Source organism: Rhodoplanes sp. Z2-YC6860 (assembly GCF_001579845.1).
In the GTDB taxonomy this organism is placed as follows: domain Bacteria; phylum Pseudomonadota; class Alphaproteobacteria; order Rhizobiales; family Xanthobacteraceae; genus Z2-YC6860.
The window spans coordinates 1,063,919-1,087,394 of the sequence record NZ_CP007440.1 but is presented as its reverse complement, the minus strand read 5'-3'; the positions used below and the strand labels follow the sequence as shown (position 1 = coordinate 1,087,394).

The 23,476-nt window shown below is 63.0% G+C and carries 19 protein-coding genes; 13 read left to right on the top strand and 6 right to left on the bottom strand.

The features are described 5' to 3' along the window. The first annotated feature begins 304 nt into the window (after positions 1-304). Both RHPLAN_RS05010 and RHPLAN_RS05005 read left to right on the top strand, forming a co-directional pair. Entirely contained in the window at positions 305-1,453 is a 1,149-nt protein-coding gene (locus RHPLAN_RS05010) for a GNAT family N-acetyltransferase (protein WP_068014388.1), read from the top strand. A gap of 12 nt (positions 1,454-1,465) precedes the next feature. Continuing rightward, positions 1,466-2,674: an FAD-dependent oxidoreductase gene (locus tag RHPLAN_RS05005; protein WP_084246430.1), complete on the top strand. Its 1,209-nt coding sequence runs from the start codon at positions 1,466-1,468 to the stop codon at positions 2,672-2,674. On the opposite strand, the gene RHPLAN_RS05000 is transcribed toward RHPLAN_RS05005, so the two are convergent. Continuing rightward, positions 2,665-3,456 carry an Lpg1974 family pore-forming outer membrane protein gene (locus RHPLAN_RS05000; protein WP_157100067.1) on the bottom strand — a complete coding sequence of 264 codons (792 nt, stop codon included), beginning with the start codon at positions 3,454-3,456 and terminating at the stop codon, positions 2,665-2,667. The genes RHPLAN_RS05005 and RHPLAN_RS05000 overlap by 10 nt on opposite strands. A 271-nt stretch (positions 3,457-3,727) precedes the next feature. Between RHPLAN_RS05000 and RHPLAN_RS04995 the strand changes: the two genes are divergently transcribed. The 7 genes from RHPLAN_RS04995 (at position 3,728) to RHPLAN_RS38195 (ending at position 11,629) form a co-directional block, all read left to right on the top strand. Further along, entirely contained in the window at positions 3,728-6,076 is a 2,349-nt protein-coding gene (locus RHPLAN_RS04995; protein WP_157100066.1) for a xanthine dehydrogenase family protein molybdopterin-binding subunit, read from the top strand. After that, complete coding sequence (locus tag RHPLAN_RS04990) at positions 6,073-6,597, top strand: TIGR02444 family protein (protein ID WP_068014383.1); 525 nt, start codon at positions 6,073-6,075, stop codon at positions 6,595-6,597. The genes RHPLAN_RS04995 and RHPLAN_RS04990 overlap by 4 nt, the downstream gene beginning before the upstream one ends. 54 nt (positions 6,598-6,651) lie before the next feature. Next, a complete protein-coding gene (locus RHPLAN_RS04985; protein WP_068014381.1) occupies positions 6,652-7,239 on the top strand; it encodes a UbiX family flavin prenyltransferase in 588 nt (195 codons plus the stop codon). Positions 7,240-7,461: 222 nt separating this feature from the next. After that, the gene (locus RHPLAN_RS04980; RefSeq protein WP_068014376.1) at positions 7,462-7,848 is read left to right on the top strand and encodes a carboxymuconolactone decarboxylase family protein; all 387 of its coding nucleotides are present in this window, start codon (positions 7,462-7,464) and stop codon (positions 7,846-7,848) included. A 6-nt stretch (positions 7,849-7,854) separates the two neighbouring features. Next, a complete protein-coding gene (locus RHPLAN_RS04975) occupies positions 7,855-9,531 on the top strand; it encodes a UbiD family decarboxylase (protein ID WP_068014373.1) in 1,677 nt (558 codons plus the stop codon). 93 nt (positions 9,532-9,624) lie between these two features. After that, a complete protein-coding gene (locus tag RHPLAN_RS04970) occupies positions 9,625-9,831 on the top strand; it encodes a hypothetical protein (protein ID WP_068014368.1) in 207 nt (68 codons plus the stop codon). An 880-nt stretch (positions 9,832-10,711) separates the two neighbouring features. Further along, complete coding sequence (locus tag RHPLAN_RS38195) at positions 10,712-11,629, top strand: beta-1,6-N-acetylglucosaminyltransferase (protein WP_084244330.1); 918 nt, start codon at positions 10,712-10,714, stop codon at positions 11,627-11,629. Positions 11,630-11,716: 87 nt separating this feature from the next. On the opposite strand, the gene RHPLAN_RS04960 is transcribed toward RHPLAN_RS38195, so the two are convergent. From RHPLAN_RS04960 to RHPLAN_RS04940, 5 genes are all read right to left on the bottom strand, one after another. Beyond that, on the bottom strand, positions 11,717-13,189 hold the full coding sequence (locus RHPLAN_RS04960) for a hypothetical protein (RefSeq protein WP_157100065.1): 1,473 nt from the start codon (positions 13,187-13,189) through the stop codon (positions 11,717-11,719). A gap of 74 nt (positions 13,190-13,263) precedes the next feature. Continuing rightward, a complete protein-coding gene (locus RHPLAN_RS04955) occupies positions 13,264-13,632 on the bottom strand; it encodes a hypothetical protein (protein ID WP_157100064.1) in 369 nt (122 codons plus the stop codon). 186 nt (positions 13,633-13,818) lie between these two features. Then, positions 13,819-14,037 carry a hypothetical protein gene (locus RHPLAN_RS04950; protein WP_068014358.1) on the bottom strand — a complete coding sequence of 73 codons (219 nt, stop codon included), beginning with the start codon at positions 14,035-14,037 and terminating at the stop codon, positions 13,819-13,821. Then, positions 14,034-15,182, bottom strand: a complete 1,149-nt coding sequence (locus RHPLAN_RS04945) for a PepSY-associated TM helix domain-containing protein (RefSeq protein ID WP_084244328.1) — start codon at positions 15,180-15,182, stop codon at positions 14,034-14,036. The genes RHPLAN_RS04950 and RHPLAN_RS04945 overlap by 4 nt, the downstream gene beginning before the upstream one ends. Continuing rightward, positions 15,179-17,479: a TonB-dependent siderophore receptor gene (locus RHPLAN_RS04940; protein ID WP_068014356.1), complete on the bottom strand. Its 2,301-nt coding sequence runs from the start codon at positions 17,477-17,479 to the stop codon at positions 15,179-15,181. Before RHPLAN_RS04940 ends, RHPLAN_RS04945 begins: the two co-directional genes overlap by 4 nt. 330 nt (positions 17,480-17,809) lie before the next feature. On the opposite strand from RHPLAN_RS04940, the gene RHPLAN_RS04935 reads away from it, so the two are divergent. From RHPLAN_RS04935 to RHPLAN_RS04920, 4 genes are all read left to right on the top strand, one after another. After that, on the top strand, positions 17,810-18,259 hold the full coding sequence (locus tag RHPLAN_RS04935) for a (2Fe-2S)-binding protein (RefSeq protein ID WP_068014355.1): 450 nt from the start codon (positions 17,810-17,812) through the stop codon (positions 18,257-18,259). A gap of 12 nt (positions 18,260-18,271) precedes the next feature. Then, positions 18,272-20,461: a xanthine dehydrogenase family protein molybdopterin-binding subunit gene (locus RHPLAN_RS04930; protein WP_068014354.1), complete on the top strand. Its 2,190-nt coding sequence runs from the start codon at positions 18,272-18,274 to the stop codon at positions 20,459-20,461. Positions 20,462-20,710: 249 nt separating this feature from the next. After that, positions 20,711-21,160 (top strand): (2Fe-2S)-binding protein, encoded by a 450-nt coding sequence (locus RHPLAN_RS04925; RefSeq protein ID WP_068014353.1) that lies wholly within the window; start codon positions 20,711-20,713, stop codon positions 21,158-21,160. An 11-nt stretch (positions 21,161-21,171) separates the two neighbouring features. Beyond that, a complete protein-coding gene (locus tag RHPLAN_RS04920; protein WP_068014351.1) occupies positions 21,172-23,358 on the top strand; it encodes a xanthine dehydrogenase family protein molybdopterin-binding subunit in 2,187 nt (728 codons plus the stop codon). Positions 23,359-23,476 lie beyond the last annotated feature (118 nt).

Genomic DNA, 23,476 nt, shown 5'->3' with positions numbered 1-23,476 from the left:
CGGGATGATGGCGTCGGAACCGTGAAGCGGCGCGCCGGATCATGGAAAACTTGCGATTCTGGATGGACGAAGCGTTAACGCAAAAACGCGCGCTGAATTATCCCAGAAATTACAGGGAAATCGCCCAGAAAACTGACAGCACGCCCGGCCGTTAACTTTGGAATGCCCGCCGCCTGAGGCATTTCGTCCGATCATGTAACGGCTTGTGAATGGAACTCCGCTAAGACGCGCGGCCATGAGCAGCCTGGCGATACACCGATCATCGGAGGTTGCGGCAACTGCCGCGGCAGGCGAACCGCGTCGTGTGTCGGTGGAGATCGCCGACGCGGCACGGCTTGCCATTCTACGCGCCCAGTGGACCGATCTGCTTGGCCGCGCCGCGACCCCCAATGTGTTCATGGATCCGGCACTGGTCGGTGTCGCGGCCGGCATCGAGCCGGACGCCAGGCACCGTGCCCTGCTCGCCTGGAAAACCGTCAATGGCCGCGAGATGCTGGTCGGCGTCTGGAGCTTTACGGTCGGCCGCCCGCGCCGGTCGATGCTGCTGGCGCAGATGATTATCGTTCCGGCCTATGTGCATGGCTATCTCTCGACGCCGGTGATCGATCGCGATTGTCTCGACGACACGCTCGACGCCATGCTGGACAGCATCGCGTTCGAGCGCGGACTGCCGAAGATCATCACGCTGGACATGATGGATACCGGCGATACGACCTATCAGGCATTGCTCCGGGTGCTCACGTCCCGTGGCAGCGCGCCTTGCCTGTTCGATCAGACGCGCCGGCCGAAGCTTGCCTCCGAGCTCGATGGCAAGGCCTATCTGGAAAAAGCGCTGTCGAGTTCGACGCGCAAGAAGCTCCGCCAGCATCGCCGCAAGCTTTCCGAAAAGGGCACGCTCGTATCCACGGTGGTGACCGAACCTGAAGCGGTTCGGCGGGCCGTCGAGGAGTTTCTGGCGATGGAAATGTCGGGCTGGAAAGGCAGCAACGGCACGGCACTCGCCTGCAACGAAGGCGAAGCGGCTTTTATGCGTGGCGCGATGGCCAAGCTCGCCGAGCAGGACAACGCGGCCGTTCATTCGATCCATCTCGACGGCAAGCCGGTGAGCATGCAGCTCGTCGCACGCGCCGGCGGCGCCGCCTTCACCTGGAAGACCGCTTACGACGAGGCGTTCCAGGATTTCTCGCCGGGCATGCTGCTGCTCGAGGACTACACGGCAGCGTTTCTCGCCAACAAGAGCATTGGTCTCGTCGACTCGTGCTCCTATGACGACACCGGTTACATGTCGGCCTGGCAGGAGCGGCGCGAGGTCGCCGATCTCTGGATCGATGCGCGCCGCGGCGGTTCGCTCGAATTCCGCGCGCTGAGCGGATTGCAGAAGACCTACCGTGATGCACGGGCGACCGCGAAAGCCGTTTATCTGCAGTGGCAAAAATCGCGCAAAAGCAAATAGCGGAGCATGGCATTGCGTGAAGCAGACGTTGTCATAGCCGGCGGCGGTCTTGCCGGATCGTTTGCCGCCGCCATGCTCGGACGCGCCGGCATCGGCGCTGCCATCGTCGACCCGCATACGGTCTATCCTGAAGACTTTCGCTGCGAGAAGCTCGATGGCGTGCAGATGCACACCATCGGCCTGACCGGCCTCACCGACGCCGTGCTGCGCGCGTCAACCGCGGACCGCGAGTGCTGGGTGGCGCGCTTTGGCCACGTCTTGGAAAAGCGGCCCGGCGACCAGCAGGGCATCATGTATGACACGCTGGTCAACACCGCACGGGCGGAAATCCCGGCGAGCGTGCCGTTCATCCATGCCAAAGTGATGGATATCGCGACCGGACCGGAGCGTCAGACCGTCAAGCTGTCGAACGGCGACGAGATCTCGGCGCGGCTCGTCGTCGTCGCCACCGGACTCAATCCCAACATCCGCGAGAAGCTCGACATCACGCGCGACATCATCAGCGCCGGCCATTCGATTTCGATCGGCTTCAACGCCAAGCCTGCCGATCCGCGCGGCTTTCCGTTTCCGGCTCTGACCTATTTCTCGGAAAGCCCCACGGACAAGATGGCCTACATCACATTGTTCCCGGTCGGGAGCATGATGCGCGCCAACCTGTTCGGCTATCGGCATCTGCACGATCCCTGGCTGAAAAAATTGCGCGAGGCGCCGCGTGAGACGCTCTATGGCATCTGGCCCGGGCTGCGCGCGCTGATGGGCGACTTCACTGTCGATGGCTTCGTCAAGATTCGCCCGGTCGATCTCTACGTCACCGGCGGCTATCGGCAGCAAGGCGTGGTGCTGGTCGGTGACGCGTTTGCCACCTCGTGCCCCGCCGCCGGCACCGGCGCGCGAAAGGCGCTGGTCGACGTCGAGCGTCTGTGCAACGTGCACATTCCGCAGTGGCTCAAGACGCCGGGCATGGGCGAGGGCAAGATCGCGGCGTTCTACGACGATCCGGTCAAGCGCGCCTGCGACGACTACTCGTCCGAGAAGGCTTTCGGCCTGCGCGCGTTCACGCTCGACACCTCCGCGGCCGGAATCGCGCGGCGTTGGATCAAGTTCGGCCTGCATTGGGGCAAGGGCACGATGCGAAGTCTCATGACGCCGGCGCCTTCAACCGTTGTGCATGACGACGAAGGAAACGCGCCGCAGCTGGCGCGCGGCGATCGTCACTTCTGAATCGTGAAGCGGACGACCGGGCCGTGATCGACACGGTCCGGATTCTGTGGCGCCGGCGTGCCGCCGAGCCCCAGGCTGGTCGTGTCATTGAAAAGGGCGTCGGCACGGTAGCCGACCGTCAGCTTCGACGCCGCGTCGAACCAGTGCGAAAGGCCCAGAAAACCGTCGACGTTGGCGACCGAGCCACTCTGCGACGCATAAGGCGCAAGCGGATTGCTAGCGTTACTGACGTTGCTCGCGCTGCTGCCGTACAGCATGGACGCGCCAACCTGCCATTCCACCGTCCAGGCCGGGTTGACCGGCGCATTGCCTTGCAGGCCGAGGCGGGGCCCGATGCCGGAATAACGGCGCGCATCGATCGAAGGCGTGAAGCCGTTCGTGATCAGCGGCTCGGCGACGCGCGCGCCGAACGTCGCCTCGACCTTGCCGATGCCGAGTTCGCGCACGAAACCGAGCGGCTGAGCGATCGAAAGATCGGTAAAACCGCGCGTGCCGTTGTAGGCGCTGAACGCCGTCCCCGGCGTGGTTTGGAAATAGTAGGAACCCTGAGATCCGCCAGAGGTAAATCCGTAGGGCGTTTGGACGCTGAGATGCCAGCGGTCCTGGGAGCGTTCTTGTGACGGGGCATGTGATGGAGCTTGGGAGGCGGATTGGGAACCCGACTGCGCTTCGGGTTTCACGTCCATGGCGCGCGCGGAAAAGGCCGCAGACAACAGCGCCGCCGACAGCAAGGCTGTCCGGCCAAGGCCCCGTCTTCCTGTCGTCCGCACCTTCATTTTCATTCGTCTGTCCCGAATCGGCACAGGCGTTATTGGGCCGTGTCTAGAGGAAAAATTGGTTAATTCACATGCCGTTAGCGGCTCCAAATGGCCGCGCCCGGCGGATTTGCAAGGGGCAGTGGCACTTTCACCACGCTGAGCCATTTCCCACGCAATTTCAGATTCTTATCAGGGCGGCATTGCGGCAGCCGCTCTTCACGCGCCGCTTCCGCCGACCGATACTACCCCAGCCCGTGCCGCGGGCGGATGAATTCAAGCCGGATCGTTAAAACGCATGGGCGCAAAGCATTTTGGCGCGCGAATCGCACGCCTCGAGGACCCGGCTCTGCTGACCGGCCAGGGCCGTTTCGTTGACGACATCGCCTTGCCGGGCGTGCTGCATGCAGCCTTCGTGCGGAGCCCCCATGCTCATGCGCGTATCAGGGGCATCGAGACGAAGGTCGCCAAGACAATGGCCGGCGTCCACGCAGTGCTGACCGCAAACGACATGCCGGGCCGGATCGCCACCGGCATGATTCCGATGCTGGTGCCAAACCCCGCGATCAAGACGCCGCGCACGCAGATTCCGCTCGCCCGCGACGAGGTCTGCTACGTCGGCCAGACCATCGCGGTCGTGGTCGCCGACAGCCGCTATCTCGCCGAAGATGCCGCCAACGCCGTCGAGGTCGACTACGAGACGCTGCCGGCGGTGAGCGATGCACGCGACGCCGTGAAGCCCGGCGCACCGGGCGTGCACGCCGACCTCAAGTCCAACGTCGCGGCCTACGTGCCGATGAGCTACGGCGACGTCGACGGTGCGTTCAAGACCGCGCCGCATGTGTTCGAGATCGAGCTCGACATGCATCGCGGCGCCGCGATGACGCTCGAAGGCCGCGCGGTGCTCGCGAACTACGACGCCGCCTCCGACATGCTCAATGTCTGGTCGGCGACGCAAACGCCGCACCTGTGCCGCGGCACGCTCGCCGATCTGTTCGAGCGCAATCTGGAATCGGTCCGCGTCATTGCGCCGCTGGTCGGCGGCGGCTTCGGCACCAAGGCGCCGTTCTATCCGGAGGAGGCCGTGATCCCGGCCGCCGCGATGAAGCTCGGCCGGCCGGTGAAATGGCAGGAGGACCGCCGCGAGCACTTTCTGTCGTCGACGCAGGAGCGCGATCAATACTGGAAGGCCGCCATCGCGGTCGACGGCAACGGCAAGATCCTCGGCGTGCGCGCGACGATGCTGCACGACACCGGCGCGTATCTGCCGTGGGGCATCATCGTGCCGTTCATCGCCTCGACCACGTTTCCGGGGCCTTATGTGATCCCGGCCTACAAGATCGAAACCACCGTGTCGCTGACCAACCGGGTGCCGACCACCGTCGTGCGCGGCGCCGGACGCCCGCAGGCGGTGTTCGCGATGGAACGGCTGATGGACCGCGTCGCGTCCGAGCTGAAGCTCGACCGCTTCGAAGTTCGCGCGCGCAATATGATCAAGCCGGAGCAGATGCCCTATGAGCCGGGTTTGACGTTCCGCGACGGCAAGCCGCTGGTCTATGTCAGCGGCGATTTTCCGCTGAGCCAGCGAAAGGCCGTAGAAATCTCGCAATACCAGGACTTCCGCGCCCGGCAGGCGAAAGCCCGCGCCAACGGCCGCTATCTCGGCATCGGCATCGGCAACTACGTCGAAGGCACCGGCCTCGGCCCGTTCGAAGGTGTTTCCATCCGCGTCATGCCGAACGGCAAGGTCGCGGTCGCGACCGGCGCGACCACGCAGGGCCAGGGCACGCGCACCACCCTGTCGCAGATCGTCGCCGATCATCTCGGCTGCCGGTTGGAAGACATCGTGATGAGCGCGGGCGACACCGGCGCGATCGCGCAAGGCGTCGGCGCATTCGCCAGCCGTCAGGCGATCAACGCGGGCTCGTCGGCGATGATCGCGGGCGAGGCCGTGAAGAAGCAGGTGCTGGCCGCGGCGTCGCGCGCGCTCGGCGTGCCGGAAAGCGAGATCGACGTCGAGGACGGCAAGGCCACGGCACGCTCGGGCAACAAGCCAAGTCTGACGTTCGGTGAGCTCGCCCGCATGGCGCAAGGCATGCCGGGCTTCTCGTTCGCGCCGGGGCAATCGCCAGGTCTCGAACACACCGCCTACTTCACACCGCCACAGGCGTCCTATTGCAACGGCACGCATGTGGTCGAGCTCGAGGTCGATCCGATGACGGGCGGCGTCGCGATGATCAACTACACGATCGCGCACGACAGCGGCAACGTGATCAATCCGATGATCGTCGACGGCCAGGTGCAAGGCGGCGTCGCGCACGGCATCGGCAACGCGATGTTCGAGTGGATGAAGTACGACGACGACGCCAATCCGCTGACTACGACGTTCCAGGATTATCTCCTCCCCGCGTCGTGCGACGTGCCCGGCGCGCGCGTCGAGCATGTCGAGACACCGAATCCGCTCAACCCGCTCGGCGTGAAGGGCGCAGGCGAAGGCGGCACCATTCCGGCGCCGGCCGCCATCATTGCCGCAATCGAAGATGCGCTGTCGCCGTTCGGCGTGCGCTTTCTCGACATGCCTCTGACGCCGGAGCGCATCGTCACAGCGCTGCGCGCCGCCGGCGCATACGAAAAGCTGTCGGCATGAACGACAACGACAAGCCCGAGCCGGTCAGCAAATCGCCATTCTGGCGGTTCTCGATCAAGTTCTACGGCGTGGCAGGCGTCGCGCCAGCCTGCATCGAGCTGCAGGACCAGGCCGGCGTCGACGTGAACGTGCTGTTCTTTCTCCTCTGGAACGCGACGGAACGCCGCGCGCTGAATGCCGATGACGTGACCAAGGTCGAGAACGCAATCCGGCCCTGGCGCGAGATGACCGTTGTTCCGCTCCGCAGTATGCGCCGCGCCCTGAAGTCGCCGCCGTCCGTCATGACGCCCGAAGCCGCCGAAGGCTTCCGCACCCGCATCAAATCGGCCGAGCTGGAGGCCGAGCGGCTGCAGCAGGAAGCGCTTTACGGCGTCGCAACATCCGGCACGCTGGGCCATCCGTCGCCGTCGCCGGACCAGGCCGCGCAGGACAGCTTCAACTCGTATCAAGGCGTCATCGGCCCGTTCCCGCCTGGTCCGCTTCAGACCATCCTGTCCGCCTTTGCGAGCTTCAAAGCCTAGGCCGCATGCGCTAGGGATAGCGGCCTTTGCCTGTAACACCTTAGAGAACGACGAATGAACACCAAGACCCCGCGCCGGCTCGTGATCGGCATGTCCGGCGCGTCCGGCGCCATCTACGGCATTCGCATGCTGGAGATGCTGAAGAAGACCGACATCGAGACGCATGTCGTGATGAGCAAGTCGGCCGAGATGACTGCGGTCTACGAGACGGACTACAAGCCGAAGGACATCAAGGCGCTGGCCTCGGTGGTGCATCCGGCGGCCGATATCGGCGCATCGATCTCGTCCGGCTCGTTTTCGACCATGGGCATGGTGATTCTGCCGTGCTCGATCCGCACCATGAGCGAGATCGCAACCGGCGTAACGAGCTCGCTCGTGTCGCGCGCCGCCGACGTGGTGCTGAAGGAGAAGCGCCGCCTGGTGCTTGGCGTGCGCGAGACGCCGCTGCATGGCGGGCATCTGCGTACGCTCGTGACCTTGTCGGACATGGGGGCGGTGATCGCGCCGATCATGCCGGCGTTCTACAACAAGCCGAAAACCGTCGACGACATCATCAACCACACGGTCGGCCGCCTGCTCGATCTGTTCGGCATCGAGACCAAGCTCGTCAAACGCTGGGAAGGCGGCCCGGCGGAAGAATAGCGAGCGTCTTCGCAACGCTCGACTAGTACAACAAACTCGATTCACCCTCCCCTGGAGGGGGAGGGTCGCGAGCGAAGCGAGCGGGGTGGGGTGACCTTCTTCGCAAAAAAGTTCACCCCACCCCGACCGCCTGCGCTTCGCTCCGGCGGTCGACCCTCCCCCTCCAGGGGAGGGTGAGGGAGTGCGTGGCTCGCGCTTGCAGTTCAAACAGGAGGAACAACCATGGACCAGAAGACCTACGACATCGGCATGAAGATGCGCCGCAAGGTGGCGGGCGACGAATACGTCGACAAGGCGATGGCCAACCTCGACGACTTCAACCGCGACTTCCAGCGCATCGTCACGCAATACTGCTGGGGCGAGGCCTGGGGCGACGACACGCTGCCGCCGCGCGAGCGTTCGATCCTGAACCTCGGCATGATCGCCTGCCTGGGCCGCATGGAGGAATTCCAGACCCATGTCCGCGGCGCGCTCAACAACGGCATGACACCGAACGAAATCCGCGCCGTGCTGATCCAGATCGCGGTCTATTGCGGCATCCCGGCGGGTGTCGATTGCTTCCGCCACGCCAAGCCGGTTATTGAGGCGTATCAGAAATCGAAAAAGTAGCGTCCCATGCTCGACCAGCCCGACCAGCGCAGCGGTTCCGCCAAAAAGAACGCGCCTGCGCTCGATTTCCAGCAGCATCTCGCGACGCTGGAAAAGGCCGGGCTGGTGACGCGCATCGACCGCCCGATCGACAAGGACTCGGAACTGCACACGCTGATGCGCTGGCAGTTCGTCGGCGGTCTGCCTGAAGAGAAACGCCGCGCGTTTCTCTTCACCAACGTCGTCGACGCCAGCGGCAAGAAGTACGACATGCCGGTGGTGGTCGGCGCGCTGTCCGCCAACCCGGACATCTACGCCGTCGGCATGGGCCGGCCGGTCGATCAAATCGGCCAAGCCTGGATCGATGCCGTAAGCCATCCGATCAAGCCGGTGCGCATCAACACGCCGGCACCGTGCCAGGAGGTCGTCATCAAGGGCGACGATCTGAGGAAGCCCGACGGCGGCCTGAAGCTCCTGCCGGTGCCGATCTCGACGCCCGGCTTTGACGCGGCGCCCTACTTCACCGCCACGCTCTGCGTCACCAAGGATCCCGAGACCGGCGTCGAGAACATGGGCACCTATCGCGCCGGCCTCAAGGCCACCGACCGGCTCGGCGTGCGCATGGCCTCGCGCATCGGCGGCGCCGGCGGCTATCAGCACTGGCTGAAACACCGCAAGCTCAAGACGCCGCTGCCGATCGCCATCGTCAACGGCTGCGCGCCCGTCATCGCCTTCACCGGACCGCAGAAGCTCGCCATCGACATGGACGAGATGGGCGTGGCCGGCGCGCTCGCCGGCGAGCCGATCCGCACGGTGAAATGTCTCACCGTCGATCTCGAAGTGCCGGCCGACGCGGAGCTCGTCATCGAGGGACTGATTGATCCGGAGCTGCTCGAGCCGGAAGGCCCGTTCGGCGAAAGCCACGGCTACATCGCGCTCGAAGACTTCAACATGTCGATGCAGGTGACGGCGATCACCCACAAGAAGAAGCCGGTGTTCGTCTCGCTGATCAGCCAGGTGACGCCCTCCGAATCGAGCGTCATCAAGCGCGTCGCCTATGAGCCGATGTTCCTGTCGCATCTGCGCGATCATCTCGGCATCAAGGGCATCCGCGGGGTGTCGCTGCACGAGCCGCTGTCCAACGTGCGGCCGGTGATCTTCCTGAAGTTCGCGCAGGGCGCGCCGCGCACCGAGGTGTGGCGCGGCTTGCAGGGCGCATCGGGCCTGCGTGCCGACTGCGGCAAGATTGTCGTCGCGGTCAGCGACGACATCGATCCGACCAACACCAACGCGGTGTTCTGGTCGATGGCCTATCGCGCCAATCCGGTCGAGGACGTGCATGTGGTGCCGCATCGCTCCAGCGGCCATGGCCCGAAGTCCGGCCGGGTGCCGAACGACTCCTCGCTGCTGATCGACGCCACGCTCAAGGCGCCGTTCCCACCGCTCGCGCTGCCGACCCGCGAATACATGGATCGCGCCAAGAAGATCTGGGACGAACTCGGCCTGCCGGCGCTGTCGCCGCAGCCGCCGTGGCACGGCTACACGCTCGGCGACTGGAGCGACACCTGGGAAACCTACGCCAAGCGCGCCGTCTCCGGCGGCTGGGAGGAAAGCGGCAAGGAGACGTTCGCGCAGAAGCGCGGCGGGCTCACGCCGGAAACCCCGGTGCGCGACGCCGACAAGCCCGGCAAAGGCGGACACTAGACGGGCCGCGCAATAGGACGCCCCGTCGTCCTTGTCCGGCGGGCGACACCACCTAGATGAAGGTGACGTCGAACTCGGGCGCGGAGCAGCGTGATGACAGCCAAACGAGCGACCAGCGAGCCGAAGGGCAGTCCTGAAAAGCCGGTCACCGACCGTCTTGTCGACGAAGCTCTTGAGGACACCTTCCCGGCCAGCGATCCGCCCTTCTTCGTTGGCGGCGGAGCGGAGCCGGCCGCGACAAAGCCGGAAGCACCGAGCGAGAAAGACGGCAAGCGGCCGGTCCATCACGAAAAGCGCTGACGCGCGACCGAAGATTTCCACCTTCGTCAACAAGGCGGTCGTCACCCCCGGGCTTGACCCGGGGGCCCATACGGTGACGCAACGACGCACGCTCTTACGACGGCCTTTGCTGAACGCGCTCATGGATTGCCGGGTCGAGCCCGGCAATGACACCGGTTGTTTGGGTTGACGCGTACCCAAATTGCTTGGCTCCAGTTTTCCGATTCAATTGTCAAACAGCCCGCGCTCCTAAGCGCATCCCATCAACATCCATACAGGCGTGATTCATCGGCCCCTTCAAAGCAGGCGCGGGGCCAGCGCCTCTCTCTTTTCCCTTCCCCTCACATGAGTGAGGGCGCGGAGCGCCGAGACGGCGCACCTTGGGGGCACCTTTGCGAGAGGTGCCGCGGGCCTTTGCGATCAGGCCCGCTCGCCTCCCGGCGCTCCACTTGTGGCGATTTATTGCGAGGCCACCGTTCGAGATTCGATCGGACCGGCTGGGTTTTCACCCACCATGCTCCAGGGGGCATTTGCGCCCGCTTTCACCCGATCGCGCCCTGCCACTGAAGGCGGCCCCCTCATCGGGGACGGACGATGGCATCGCACCCTGGGACGCGGCTACGAACCACGCCTGCAGGCGCCACACCCCGCTCCGCCAAATAGACGTCTCTAGATGACGCCCTCAGTGAACGAGGCAAATTCGCGTCTATACGTGATTTGCGGGAATGCAAACCGAAAAATGCGGCGTGGCACGCCATCTCAACCGGCTGAGCCGCAGGACGTTTTGCTCACTGACCCGCGCTATGCGAGATCAAACGCTGGCAACCGTGACAACCGCAGGCTCGCACCATAGGATCAACAACGACGATGCGCATGCCCGGTCCAACAAGCTTGTAAACCGATGCCAAAGAGGATCGGATTTGCCTTGTTGACTCATGATCAAACTGCGCAGGCAGTGCGGCTCGTCAACACGCTTAATCGTATGTTTGACCACCCTCCGATTGGATGGCATCACGATTTTTATCAGAGCGATCTACCGTCCGATTTTGTCCTAACGGAAAATATTTCACTCGTCAGCCCGCATGTCAAAACCAAATGGGGGACGTGTTCGCTCGTTGAAGCGACAATACGCGCGTTGGCGACGTTGCGTCGAGCAAAAGAGAGCCCGGATTGGTTCATCGTATTGAGCGGTTCGGATTACCCACTGAAGCCTGCTGAGGCAATTCAGCGGGATTTTGGTGCAAGTGAATACGATGCTCACATCACGCACCAGAAAATTTCCTACAAACCCTATGACAATGAGTGGCACGCACTCTGCTACGAAAGCCGCTACTGCATCAAGAAGTTCGGATTTCCAAAACTCGAAGCACGAATAGGCATTTCATTGCCGGTCTTGAAATTGACCTCCCCCGTATTGACCTATCCGTTTATTCCGTTTCGCAAAGACTTTCATTGTTTCGCAGGAGCGCAGTGGTTCTGCGTCAATCAAAAGGCCGTCGACTACCTCATTCACTATTATCAAACCAAGCCGGCCTTGTTGGCTCATTTCAAGGATCTCGAAAGGTTCGGCGTCGTGATCCCGGACGAATCGTACTTCCAAAGCGTTTTGTGCAATGCCCCAAATTTAAAATGCTCAAACGATAATTGGCGCTATGTCGAATGGCCGGCTCATTCCGCTCACCCGGTCACACTTACAACGAGCGATTTGCCAAAGATGGCTTTGACACGAGCTCACTTCGCTCGAAAATTCGACATGACCATCGATTCCGGGGTGCTTGATGAACTCGACAAAGTGCTTCTGAAGCAAGTGCAACATTGATGCAGCTATCCGGCCTAGACTTTGAATGGGCGCGCCAACGTGGCGCGCTCGAAGAGATTCGAACTCCTGGCCCGCCGCTTCGAAATTTCATTCCGGAGTGGATAGCGCTTCCAGAAATGCGCACACGACGGCGGACCAATCAGGCTCGGGCTTTGGCACCATCAATCGCAATGTGCCGACCTGCTCGATCGTGTCGAATGCAACAAGCATCTTGGAGTATGTGGGCCTCTCCTCAGGGACAAAATCGTGGACAAGAACCCGTAGCGCACCCGCCGTCCTGTCCTGGCTGGCAATGACAGCCGATAGAGCGGCAGCAACACGAAAGCGGCCATCGACGTATACGAGGTCCGGAAAAGTGCCTCGCCGTGCCCATTCGACCCAGGGCTTGGAAACGTAAGCCGCCCAGGCCTTCATATTCATATTAAGGGGATATCCCCACTCGCCAGTGGGGCCGATGTCCGCGTGTAAGATCGTGGCCAAGCCGGCCTCGATATGCCGTTGAATCGCGTGATTGTGCCTCGCGGCCTCAACCCATGCCAGGTCGCTGTCCACGACCACCACTTCGGTCGCGCCGGCTTGAATGACGGCGACGGTCGATCCTCCGACACCGAACTCCTGATATCTGTCGACACCGCGTCTCAGCACGGATTCGAAAAAACCGTGCTCGCCATCGAAAAGGTGCGGAGGACCAATTTCCTTGGGCTGTGCTGCGGGGTAACGAATCGACCGATGCTGCGCTTGGAAATCGTCGGTCTTGATCGGGTGCCATAATTTTCCAGGTTCGGAAAAATCGGGATTGCTCTCTGAAAAATAGGAGTTGGACACCGGGGGGCGATAACGGAAGGTGCCAGGATAGAGTAAGCCAGTGTCGGAATAAAACCGGCCAGCGCGCTCTGCGGGCGCAAATGGTCCATTGCCGCCGATGTCCTCTACCCTTAAACCGCGGTAAATCGCGATGGTTGGCAGCAAAGCCTCGAAATGGCCCTGCCAGTCGCCGATAATTTCAAGCCGATACTGCCTTGCTAAGCGGCCGGATATGCGAGAGATCGGAAAAAACCCCTTGTGATAGGTATTGGTTGAAACGTCCTGCGGCGCGCCAAAAGTGCGCCAATGATACCAATCGGGATCGTCCGAACGCGAATGTAGAGTGGTTCCCAACAAGTCAGCCGTATTGCCTTCGAATGCTTGAAAAAAATCGAGCCACGCTCCCGAGAAATCGACGTCGTACTCGATAAACCAATAGAAACGATAAGGGTGAATCGCGGCGATAGCAGCGAGCCGAAGGCAATCACCATATCCTGCAAGCAGATCGCCCGATTCCAGAACGCCTGACGCCCGAGTTGGCAATGCCTTTCTAAGGTCGTCCTGCGTCAGGTTTATATACAAAGGATGCGGTTCACTATTTTCTCCTCCATTCAGCACCGCGTAAGTATCGAATTGCTGCCCTACTTCTGAGGAGAGACGCTGAAACGCGGCGAATGATTTATCTTCATGAAAATGCGTCAGCCAGATAATGGCGGTACGTGCTCGGTCTTGAACGTCGATACGGCGGAAATTCACAACGAGCCTCCCTATAAACCTTCCGCTCGCGTCAACGTCCGTCGATGAATGGCACAGCCATTGATGTCCAATCGCTATTGACCAGATGAGTCCTCCTGGGCAGCACTTGACGACATCCTGAACGTAGTCCGGTCTCCGGCTATTTGCCTTTCGAAGGCATCGAACCGCTCTTCGATGCTTTTGTGTGTCGCCTGAAATTGCGCGCGCGTTTCGGCGGATAGCTGCGACAACGTTTTCTGGATATCGTCCAGGCGAGTGGAAATGCCTTGGACTTCCAGGATCAATGCACCCATCTGTTTGGCGTTCTGCTCTGCCAACAAAGTCGCCCGTTTGATCCGACTCCGACTCTTGCCCACCGAAGAAACGAATTTCGTTACGAGCTTCCTGATCATGCCGGTTGGCTTCATCTCGCTTGAGGGATTGCTTGGATCGCGCGTCTTCATCCCCCCGAACCGGGGTCAACGATAATGAGAGCATGTAAGGCGTCAGGATGGTGTCGTTCGCGCGAACGCGTCAAGTGCATCAATTGCAATTCTGATCTCGCCTGCTACCGCGACGGGTCGGTCGAGGATTGCTGAGGCGGACCGCAACAATCATCCGTTATGCAGCGCGTTCATGCAATGCAATGATCAATCATTTCTCGAGCCGCGTCGCCGCCGCAAGAGCGCGAACCAGATCACCACGACGATCGGCACCGACAGCGCCAGCCACGACAGACCGTCCCACATGCCGTCGCCGAGCAGCGCCGAGATCAGTCCGATACCACTGAGCATGGCGAGAATGGCCGGCACGACGAAAATCGCGCCGAGACTCTGTCGGCGCCGCCGCGTCTTCGCTTCGAATGTCATGCCGATGGTCCGTAAGATGGCGCAGCGATCTCGGCGGCCGGCTCGCGACGCACGCGCGGCGCGCGCCACAGCCAGAGATAAAGCCCGCTTCCGAGCACCATGATCGTGATGATGTCGAGCACCGCCCAGATGATCTTGAGCGGCATGCCGCCATAGTCGCCGAAATGCAGCGGCTGCGACACCAGCAGCGCCGTCACGTACCAAGGCAGATCGCGCGAATCGGTGAACTCGCCGGTCGCCGCATTGATGAGCGCCGGCTTGAGCAGCCGCGAGGTCAACGGCGTGTCGCCGCGCATGAACACCGCGAAATGCGCGGTGCTGGTGAAGGGCGTGCCCGGATAGGCGACGAAGAACGGGATCATGCCCGGCACCTCGCGCTTGGCGGTCTGCACCACAGCCTCGATCGAGTGCAGATTCTGCGGCACCGGCATGCCCTTGAACGGCCCGGTCATCTCGGCGAGCTGGCCGAATTGCCAGATCTTCAGGATGACGTCGGCCCAGGTGTTGACCACGCCGGTGAAGCCCACCGCCAGCGCCCAGCCGACCGTGACCACGCCCAGAAGATTATGCAGATCGAGCCAGCGCACCCGCCGCGGCCGGTGACGACGCACGGTGCCGAACTCGAGCTTCCGCATCGACGGCGCATAGACCACCACGCCCGAAACAATGGCGACGACGAACAGCAGCCCCATCAATCCGAGGAACAGCTTGCCCGGCAGATCGGCAAACATGTCGGTGTGCAGCTTGAGCAGAATGTAGGTCAGACGGTGTGTGACATCGGGCGAGTCCAGGTATGTCCCGGTGTGCGCATCGACATGAACGAAGACGTTCTTGGTCGGATCGGAATCGTAGGATTTCCCGACCGACAACGTCACCTTGTCCGGCTCATCGCGGTCCCAGATCAGGAACTGCACCACCTGACCCGGATGCTGCGCCAGGCCCGCCGCGACCACGCGGTCGAGATCGGCCTTCGGCGTGCCCGCCGGGACCTCGGCCGCCGCGACCTCCTCGTGCAGCAGCTCGTCGATCTCGTCCTTGAAGATCAGCGGCAGCCCGGTGATGCACAGCATCAAGAGAAATGCCGTGCAGACCAAGCTGGTCCATTTGTGGACCCAGGACCATCGGCGGATCGTCCGCGTGTTCATTTCGTGATCAGGCCTCTCTGCGGGCTATCCTCCTGCTGCCAGTTGTACTTCAACGCGAGCAGAACGGTGCGCGCCTGGCCCATGCCGCAGTAGTTCACGTTGATCACGCAGGATGCGACGTAATAGTGATCGAACAGGTTCAGCGCGTTGAGCTGCGCCTTCCAGCCCTTCAGGTCCGGACGCAAATAGGCGAAGTCGTAATAGAGCGCGGCGTCGTACAGCGTGTAGGACGGGATGCGAACCTGGTTGGCGTTGTCGGCATAAGCCTCGCCGACATAGCGGACGCCAGCGCCGATGCCGAAACCTGCCAGCGGCCCGTTGTACCAGGTGTAGACGCCCCACAGCGACGCCTGCTCGCGCGGGACATTGACCATGAAGTTGCCGACGTTGCCGTCGTTGCTGCGCGTGACCCTCGGATCGAGGTGGCTGTAGCCGCCGACGATCTCCAGGTTCCGCGTGACGTTGCCGCGCACTTCGAACTCGAAGCCCTTCACCTCGACCTCGCCGGTCTGCACGCTGAAGAAGACGTTGCTTGGATCGGCCGTGAGGACGTTCTGCTGCGTGATGTCGAATGCCGCAGCGGTGAACAGCAGGTTCGAGCCCGGCGGCTTGTACTTCACGCCGATCTCCTGGCCCGTGCCCGTGGTCGGCTTGAAGGGACTGCCGGAGAGCGTGGTGCCGAGCGCGGGATTGAACGACGTCGAATAGCTGACGTAAGGCGCAAGGCCGAAGTCGAACAGGTAATTGAGACCCACACGCCCCGTATCGGCCCGATCATCGGATCTGGTCACTCCGGGCGGCGGGAAGCTGCCCTTGCTCACACTCTCCTGGCTCGCTTCGTCGTGGCGGCCGGTCAGCGTCAGCGTAAAGCGGTCGAACTTGATCTGGTCCTGAAGATAGATGCCGGTCTGCTTCTGCGTGTCATCGCGCAGGATGATCGGCGCCAGTGACGATGCCGACGGCACAAAGGCGCCGTAGTTCGGAGCGAACATGTTGATCGGCGAGATGAACGTTGAGCGATAGTCCGACTGGCTTTTGATGTCGATGTAATCGATGCCGGCCAGAACCTTGTGCTTGAAAGGCCCGGTGAAGAAATCGGCCTGCAGCTGGTTGTCGATGGCGAAATCCCGCGTGTCGGCCTGTACGTAGTTCATCGAGCGGCTGACGGTCCGCAGATCGCCGGCGAGACCCTCGGGCCGCGTCGCGGCGAGGTCCATCCCGTTCGAAAGGAAACGGAGATTCTGCCGGAACTGGAAGATCTCGTTGATGCGATGCTCGAACGCGTAGCCGATGCCGTATTGCTCCAGCCGGTAACCGTCGACATTCGGTTCGCCGATATAACGGCTCGAAGGAATCCGGCCGTTCGGATTGCCGTACAGCGAGCCCACGCCGGGGACGTACTGTTGGAATCCCTTGTTGTCGATCTTCTGATAGTGGCTGAGGAACGTGAATGACGTGTCCGGCGTCGGCTGATACGTCAGGCTCGGCGCGATGAAGAGCTTGTTGTCCTGCTGGTAGTCGTATTGCGTGCCGGAATCGCGCGCGAGACCGGTGATCCGATAAGCGAACTTGGAATCCTTGCCGCCCAACGGCCCGCCGGCATCGAACGAGCCTTGCAGGCGATCGAACGAACCGGTCTGTCCGATCATTTCGACGAACGGCGTGAAGACCGGCCGCTTGCTCACCATGTTGACCAGACCGCCAGGTTCGGTCTGGCCGTAGAGCCCGGACGATGGTCCCTTCAACACTTCGAAGCGCTCGAGCCCGTAAGGCTCGATGCGCGGGATGGCGAACTGCGTGCCGGGATCTTTCGGCAGCCGCAGGCCATCGAGATATTGCGGAGCGTCGAAGCCGCGCACCTTGATGGCGTCGAAGAAGGTGTTCGAACTGTAGGTGTCGAACGTCACGCCCGGCACGTAGTGCAGCGCCTGCGTGAGTGTCTGCGCGCCCTGCGCGGTGGCCTGATCTTTCGTGACGACAGAGATCGACTGCGGTGTTTCAAGAACCGGCGTGTCGGTCTTGGTCGCCGTGACACTCTGGCTTGCCGTGTAGCCGCTGACGGGACCAGTGCCTCGCTCGCCTTGAACCACGGGTCGCGGCGCAGCCGGTGGCGGAGCCGGCGCAGGCCGAACAGCAACGCGACGACGCGGCTGCGGTTTGGCGCGATGAACATTGATGCGCGGCAGCGACACCGATTGATCCGACTGCGCTTGCGCGCGTGCATCGCGCGCCGCTGGACTCACTTTCGCTTGCTGTTGTGCCGCCAGGCTTGTCGTCAGCGCGGCGTAGGAAATCATCGACACCGCTGCGCAAATTACCTGCCGGGCATTCCATACCCGGGTCCTCTGCCCACTCATTTCTCACCCCATCCCATAATGCCGGGGCGACCCTAGAGAATCAGAAATTCTTTAGCAATATCATATAGTTACGAGTTTTTATAATTCGAATTCCAGACTACGAAGCGTGCCGGCCCACGACATCGCCAATACCGCTGGTTTCCGCGCGGAATCGTGAACGCCCGCGATTGTTGATTTGAACTGGTCCAATTAGACTTTTGCCTTCCAAAGAAAATATTGCCGGCCTTCAGGTGTGTCGGCCGGCAATCTCAAACCTGGGGAGGTTCGGGAATGCTTCGTCTCAACATCAACGGCAAGGACTACGACATCGACGTCGAACCGGAGACGCCACTGCTCTGGGCGATCCGCGAGAACGTCGGCCTGACCGGCACCAAATACGGCTGCGGCATCGCGCAGTGCGGCGCCTGCACCGTCCACGTCGACGGCGTCGCGACCCGCTCCTGCTCGTTCCCGGTGAGCGGCGCGGTCAACACCAAGATCACCACCATCGAAGGCCTCGCGCAGAACGGCATCCTGCACAAGGTGCAGAAGGCCTGGATCGAGCACGACGTGCCGCAGTGCGGCTACTGCCAGTCCGGCCAGATCATGGCCGCGGTGGAGCTCCTCAAGAACAAGCCGAAGCCGACCGACGCCGACATCGACCGCGAGATGACCAACATCTGCCGGTGCGGCACCTTCCAGCAGATCCGCGCGGCGATCCATGCCGCGGCCAACGCTTAAAGGGAGGCGCGCATGAATTTCGTTCCGAAAATGAATCGCCGCGCTTTCGTCATCGGTGCTGCCGCGGTTGGCGGCGGCCTCTCGATCGGCCTCGAATTGCCGGGCGGCGCACGGGTGGCTCGCGCCGCTGACGGCTCGCCGGAAATCGGCGTCTGGGTCGTGATCAAGCCCGACGACACGGTCGTCATCCGCGTGGCGCGCTCCGAGATGGGGCAAGGCACGCTCACCGGTCTGTGCCAGCTCGTCGCCGAGGAGCTGGAATGCGACTGGTCGAAGGTGACATGGGAATTCCCAACGCCCGGCCAGAACGTCGCACGTAAACGCGCGTGGGGCGATTTCTCCACCGGCGGCAGCCGCGGCATCCGCATGTCGCACGAATATGTGCGGCAGGGCGGCGCAGCCGCGCGCCTGATGCTCGTGCAGGCGGCGGCGAACGAATGGAAGGTGCCGGTTGCCGAATGCAGCGCGGCGTCGAGCGTCGTCACGCACAATCCCTCCGGAAAGAAGCTCAGCTACGGCAAGCTCGCCGAAGCCGCAGCCAAGCTGCCGGTGCCGGAGAAGCCGGCGCTGAAGGATCCGAAGGACTGGAAGATCGCGGGCAAGCCGCTGCGGCGTCTCGACACGCCGGATCGCGTCACCGGCAAGCAGATCTACGGCGTCGACATCAAGCTGCCCGGAATGCTCAACGCCTCGATCCGCGACTGCCCGGTGCAGGGCGGCAAGGTGAAGAGCTTCGACGCCGCCCAGGCTTCCAAGATGCCGGGCGTCAAGAAGGTGCTGCAGGTCGGTGATTCCGGCGTCGCCGTGGTCGCCGACACCTGGTGGCACGCCAACGCCGCCGTGAAGGCCGTCAACATCGAGTGGGATCCGGGTGAAGGCGGCAAGGTGTCGAGCGCCAGCATCGCGCAGTGGCTCAAGGAAGGCCTCGACGCGCCGGAAGCCTTCGTCGGCAACGCCAACGGCGACGTCAAGGCTGCGATCGCGGGCGCTGCGAAGAAGGTCGAGGCGGTCTACGCCTATCCGTACCTAAACCACGCACCGATGGAGCCGATGAACGCAACCGCGCTCGTCACCGCCGACAAGTGCGAGGTGTGGGTGTCGTCGCAGAATGGCGAGGCGGCGTTCGCCGCCGCGGTCGCGGCGTCGGGCCTGCCGGCCGACAAGTGCGAGGTCTACAAGCAGCAGGTCGGCGGCGGCTTCGGCCGGCGTGGCGCGTTCCACGACTACGTCACGCAGGCGGTGCTGATCGCCAAGGAGATGCCCGGCACGCCGGTCAAGCTCCTGTGGTCCCGCGAAGAAGACATGACCCACGGCCGCTACCATCCGGTGATGCAAGCCAAGATGGTCGGCGCGTTCGACAAGGACAACAACCTGACCGGCCTGCATCTGCGGCTGTCGGGCCAGTCGATCGTCGCCTCCGTCTTCCCGACCATGCTCGACAAAGGCAAGGACGCGCTGACGTTCCAGGGTCTGATGCCGCAAGGCACCGAGCACGCCTTCGGCTACTCGGTCCCGAACCTGATGATCGACCACTCCATGCGCAACCCGCACATCCTGCCGGGCTTCTGGCGTGGCGTGAACATCAACCAGAACTGCATCTTCCTCGAGTGCTTCATGGACGAGCTCGCCCAGGCCGCCGGCCAGGATGAGTTGGAGTTCCGCAGGAAGCTGATGACCAAGCATCCGCGCAATCTCGCGGTGCTCAATGCGGTGGCCGAGAAGATCGGCTGGGGCAAGCCTGCAGCGCCGGGTGTGTTCCGCGGCCTCGCACACATGAACGCGTTCAACGCCTACGTGGCGGGCGCCGCGGAGATCTCGGTCGAAGGCGGCGGCAACAAGATCAGGATCCACCGCATCGTCGCGGCCACCGATCCAACCTACGCCGTCAACCCGCTCGAGATCGACAAGCAGGTCGCGGGCTCGTTCGTCTACGGGCTCTCGGCGCTGTTCTACCAGGAAAACACCGTCAAGGACGGCGCGATCCAGGAGACCAACTTCGACACCTTCAATTCGATGCGAATTGCCGAGATGCCGAAGGTCGAGTCGATCATCATGCCGAGCGGCGGCACGGGGGCCTGGGGCGGCGTCGGCGAACCGACCATCTGCGTGGCGGCGCCGGCGGTGCTCAACGCCTACTTCAAGGCCACCGGTAAGCGCATGCGCACCTTCCCGCTCAAGAACCACAACGTGCAGATCGCCTGACGGGTCGCACCGCAAGGGACAGGGGGCGGCGGCCGCACGGCCGCCGTCTCTTTTTGTGAGCTGCCCATCCAACAGGCGCCAAAGATCGCGCCGAGAATGAGCCAAATAGCCGCAAATCAATTTGGCTTGATCAGCTGCGCGTCCCGGCGAGGTTGTTGCCTGGAAGTAATCTAATTACAGTCTGGCCCACGATTCACCCGCCGGTCTTCAGATGTGCTGACCGGTGTTCTCACCTGGGAGGTTTCGAGAATGGTCCGCCTGAATATCAACGGCAAAGACTACGACATCGACGTCGAACCGGAGACGCCACTGCTGTGGGCGATCCGCGAGAACGTCGGTCTCACCGGCACCAAATACGGCTGCGGCATCGCGCAGTGCGGCGCCTGCACCGTCCACGTCGACGGCGTCGCGACCCGCTCCTGCTCGTTCCCGGTGAGCGGCGCGGTCAACACCAAGATCACCACCATCGAAGGCCTCGCGCAGAACGGCATCCTGCACAAGGTGCAGAAGGCCTGGATCGAGCACGACGTGCCGCAGTGCGGCTACTGCCAGTCCGGCCAGATCATGGCCGCGGTGGAGCTCCTCAAGAACAAGCCGAAGCCGACCGACGCCGACATCGACCGCGAGATGACCAACATCTGCCGGTGCGGCACCTTCCAGCAGATCCGCGCGGCGATCCACGCCGCGGCGAACGCGTAAGGAGGGCGACAATGAATTTCGTTCCAAAAATGAATCGTCGCGCTTTCGTCATCGGCTCGGCCGCCGGCGGTCTCGCGCTCGCGTTCGGCCCCAAGGCTGCGCTCGCCGCCCCCGGCGATCGCGCGCAATTCCTCGAGAACCTGACGCCGAACGAGCTCGGCATCTGGGTTGCGGTGAAGCCGGATGACACTGTCGCCATCCGCATCGTCCGCGCCGAGATGGGCCAGGGCTCGCAGACCGGCCTCGCTCAGCTGGTCGCCGAAGAGCTCGACTGCGACTGGTCCAAGGTCACGGTCGAATATCCGACGCCGGCCGACAACGTGAAGCGCAAGCGCGCCTGGGGCAACTACAACTCCAGCGGCAGCCGCGCCATCCGCGAGTCGAACCAGTATGTGCGCGAGGGCGGCGCTGCCGCCCGCATGATGCTGATTGCGGCCGCGGCCAACGAGTGGAAGGTGCCGGCCTCGGAGTGCTCGGCATCGGCCGGCGTGATCACGCACAAGGCCTCGGGCAAGACCACGACCTACGGCAAGGTGGCGGAAGCCGCCTCGAAGCTGCCGGTGCCGGAGAAGCCCGCGCTCAAGAAGCCGGAAGAATGGAAGATCGCCGGCAAGCCGCTGAAGCGGCTCGACACCGCCGACAAGGTCGTCGGCAAGATGATGTACGGCGTCGACTTCACGCTGCCCGGCATGCTGAACGCCGCGATCAAGGATTGCCCGGTGTTCGGCGGCAAGGTGAAGAGCTTTGATGCCGCCAAGGTCAGCGGCATGAAGGGCGTCAAGAAGGTCGTCCAGGTCGACGACAAATCGGTCGCCGTGGTTGCCGACACCTGGTGGCACGCCAAGACCGCGCTCGATGCGCTGCCGATCGAATGGGACAAGGGCGAAGGCGCCAAGGTCTCGTCCGAGTCGATCGCGAAGTGGCTCGAGGAAGGCCTGACGGCCGAGACCAAGTTCGTCGGCAACAAGGCCGGCGACGCGCAGGCCGCGATTGCGGGTGCGGCGAAGAAGGTGGAAGCCGTCTACGCCTATCCGTACCAGAGCCACGCCTGCATGGAGCCGATGAACGCCACCGCGCTCGTCACCGCCGACAAGTGCGAGGTGTGGACCGGCACGCAGAATGGCGAAGCAGCCTACGCCGCGGCGATCGCCGCATCGGGCCTGCCCGCCGACAAGGTCGATGTGCATCGGCTGATGCTCGGCACCGGCTTCGGCCGTCGCACGCGCAGCGAATACGTCACGGAAGCCGTGTCGATCGCCAAGCAGATGCCCGGCACGCCGATCAAGCTGCTCAAGTCCCGCGAAGAGGACATGACGCAGGGCGTCTATCATCCGGTGACGCAGTGCAAGCTCACCGGCGCGCTCGACAAGGACGGCAACGTCACCGGGCTGCACATGCGCATCTCCGGCCAGTCGATCCTGGCCTATGCGCGTCCGGAGGCGATGCAGGCGGGTGCCGATCCGGCGGTGTTCCAGGGCCTCAACCCGGGCGGCGCCGAGGGCGCGTTCGGCTACGAGATCCCGAACCTGCTGATCGACCACTCCATGCGCAACCCGCATGTTCCGCCGTGGTTCTGGCGCGGTGTGAACAACAACCAGAACGCCATCTATCTGGAATGCTTCATCGACGAGATGGCGCATGCCGCGGGTCAGGACCCGCTGGCGTTCCGCCGCAAGATGATGGCGAAGTTCCCGAAGCACCTCGGCGTGCTGAACGCCGTGGCCGAGAAGGTCGGCTGGGACAAGCCGGCGCCGCAAGGCATTCACCGCGGCATCTGCCAGCATATGGGCTACGGCAGCTATGTCGCGGCGGCGGCCGAGGTGTCGGTCACCGGGAACAAGGTGAAGCTGCACCGGATCGTTGCGGCGACCAATCCGGGCCACGCCGTCAACCCAGCGCAGATCGAGCGGCAGATTGCCGGCTCGTTCGTCTACGGGCTGTCGGCGCTGTTCCACGGCGGCATCACCATCAAGGATGGCGCGGTGGTCGAGACCAACTTCGACACCTTCGGTTCGCTCCGCATGTCGGAGATGCCGAAGGTCGAGACGGTCATCATGCCGAGCAACGACTTCTGGGGCGGCGTCGGCGAGCCGACGATCTTCGTGGCGGCGCCGGCCGTGCTCAACGCCATCTTCGCGGCGACCGGCACGCGCTTCCGCACCTTCCCGCTGAAGAACCAGAACTTGCAGCTCGCATAACGGTTGACTGACAAGACAGGGCGGCGGCCCAAAAGGCCGCCGTCCGCGTTTCGAGTAATGTTTCGAATAATAGAGAGTAAGATAAGGTTGGAGCGAACGGGCCCGGCCCTATCCCCGT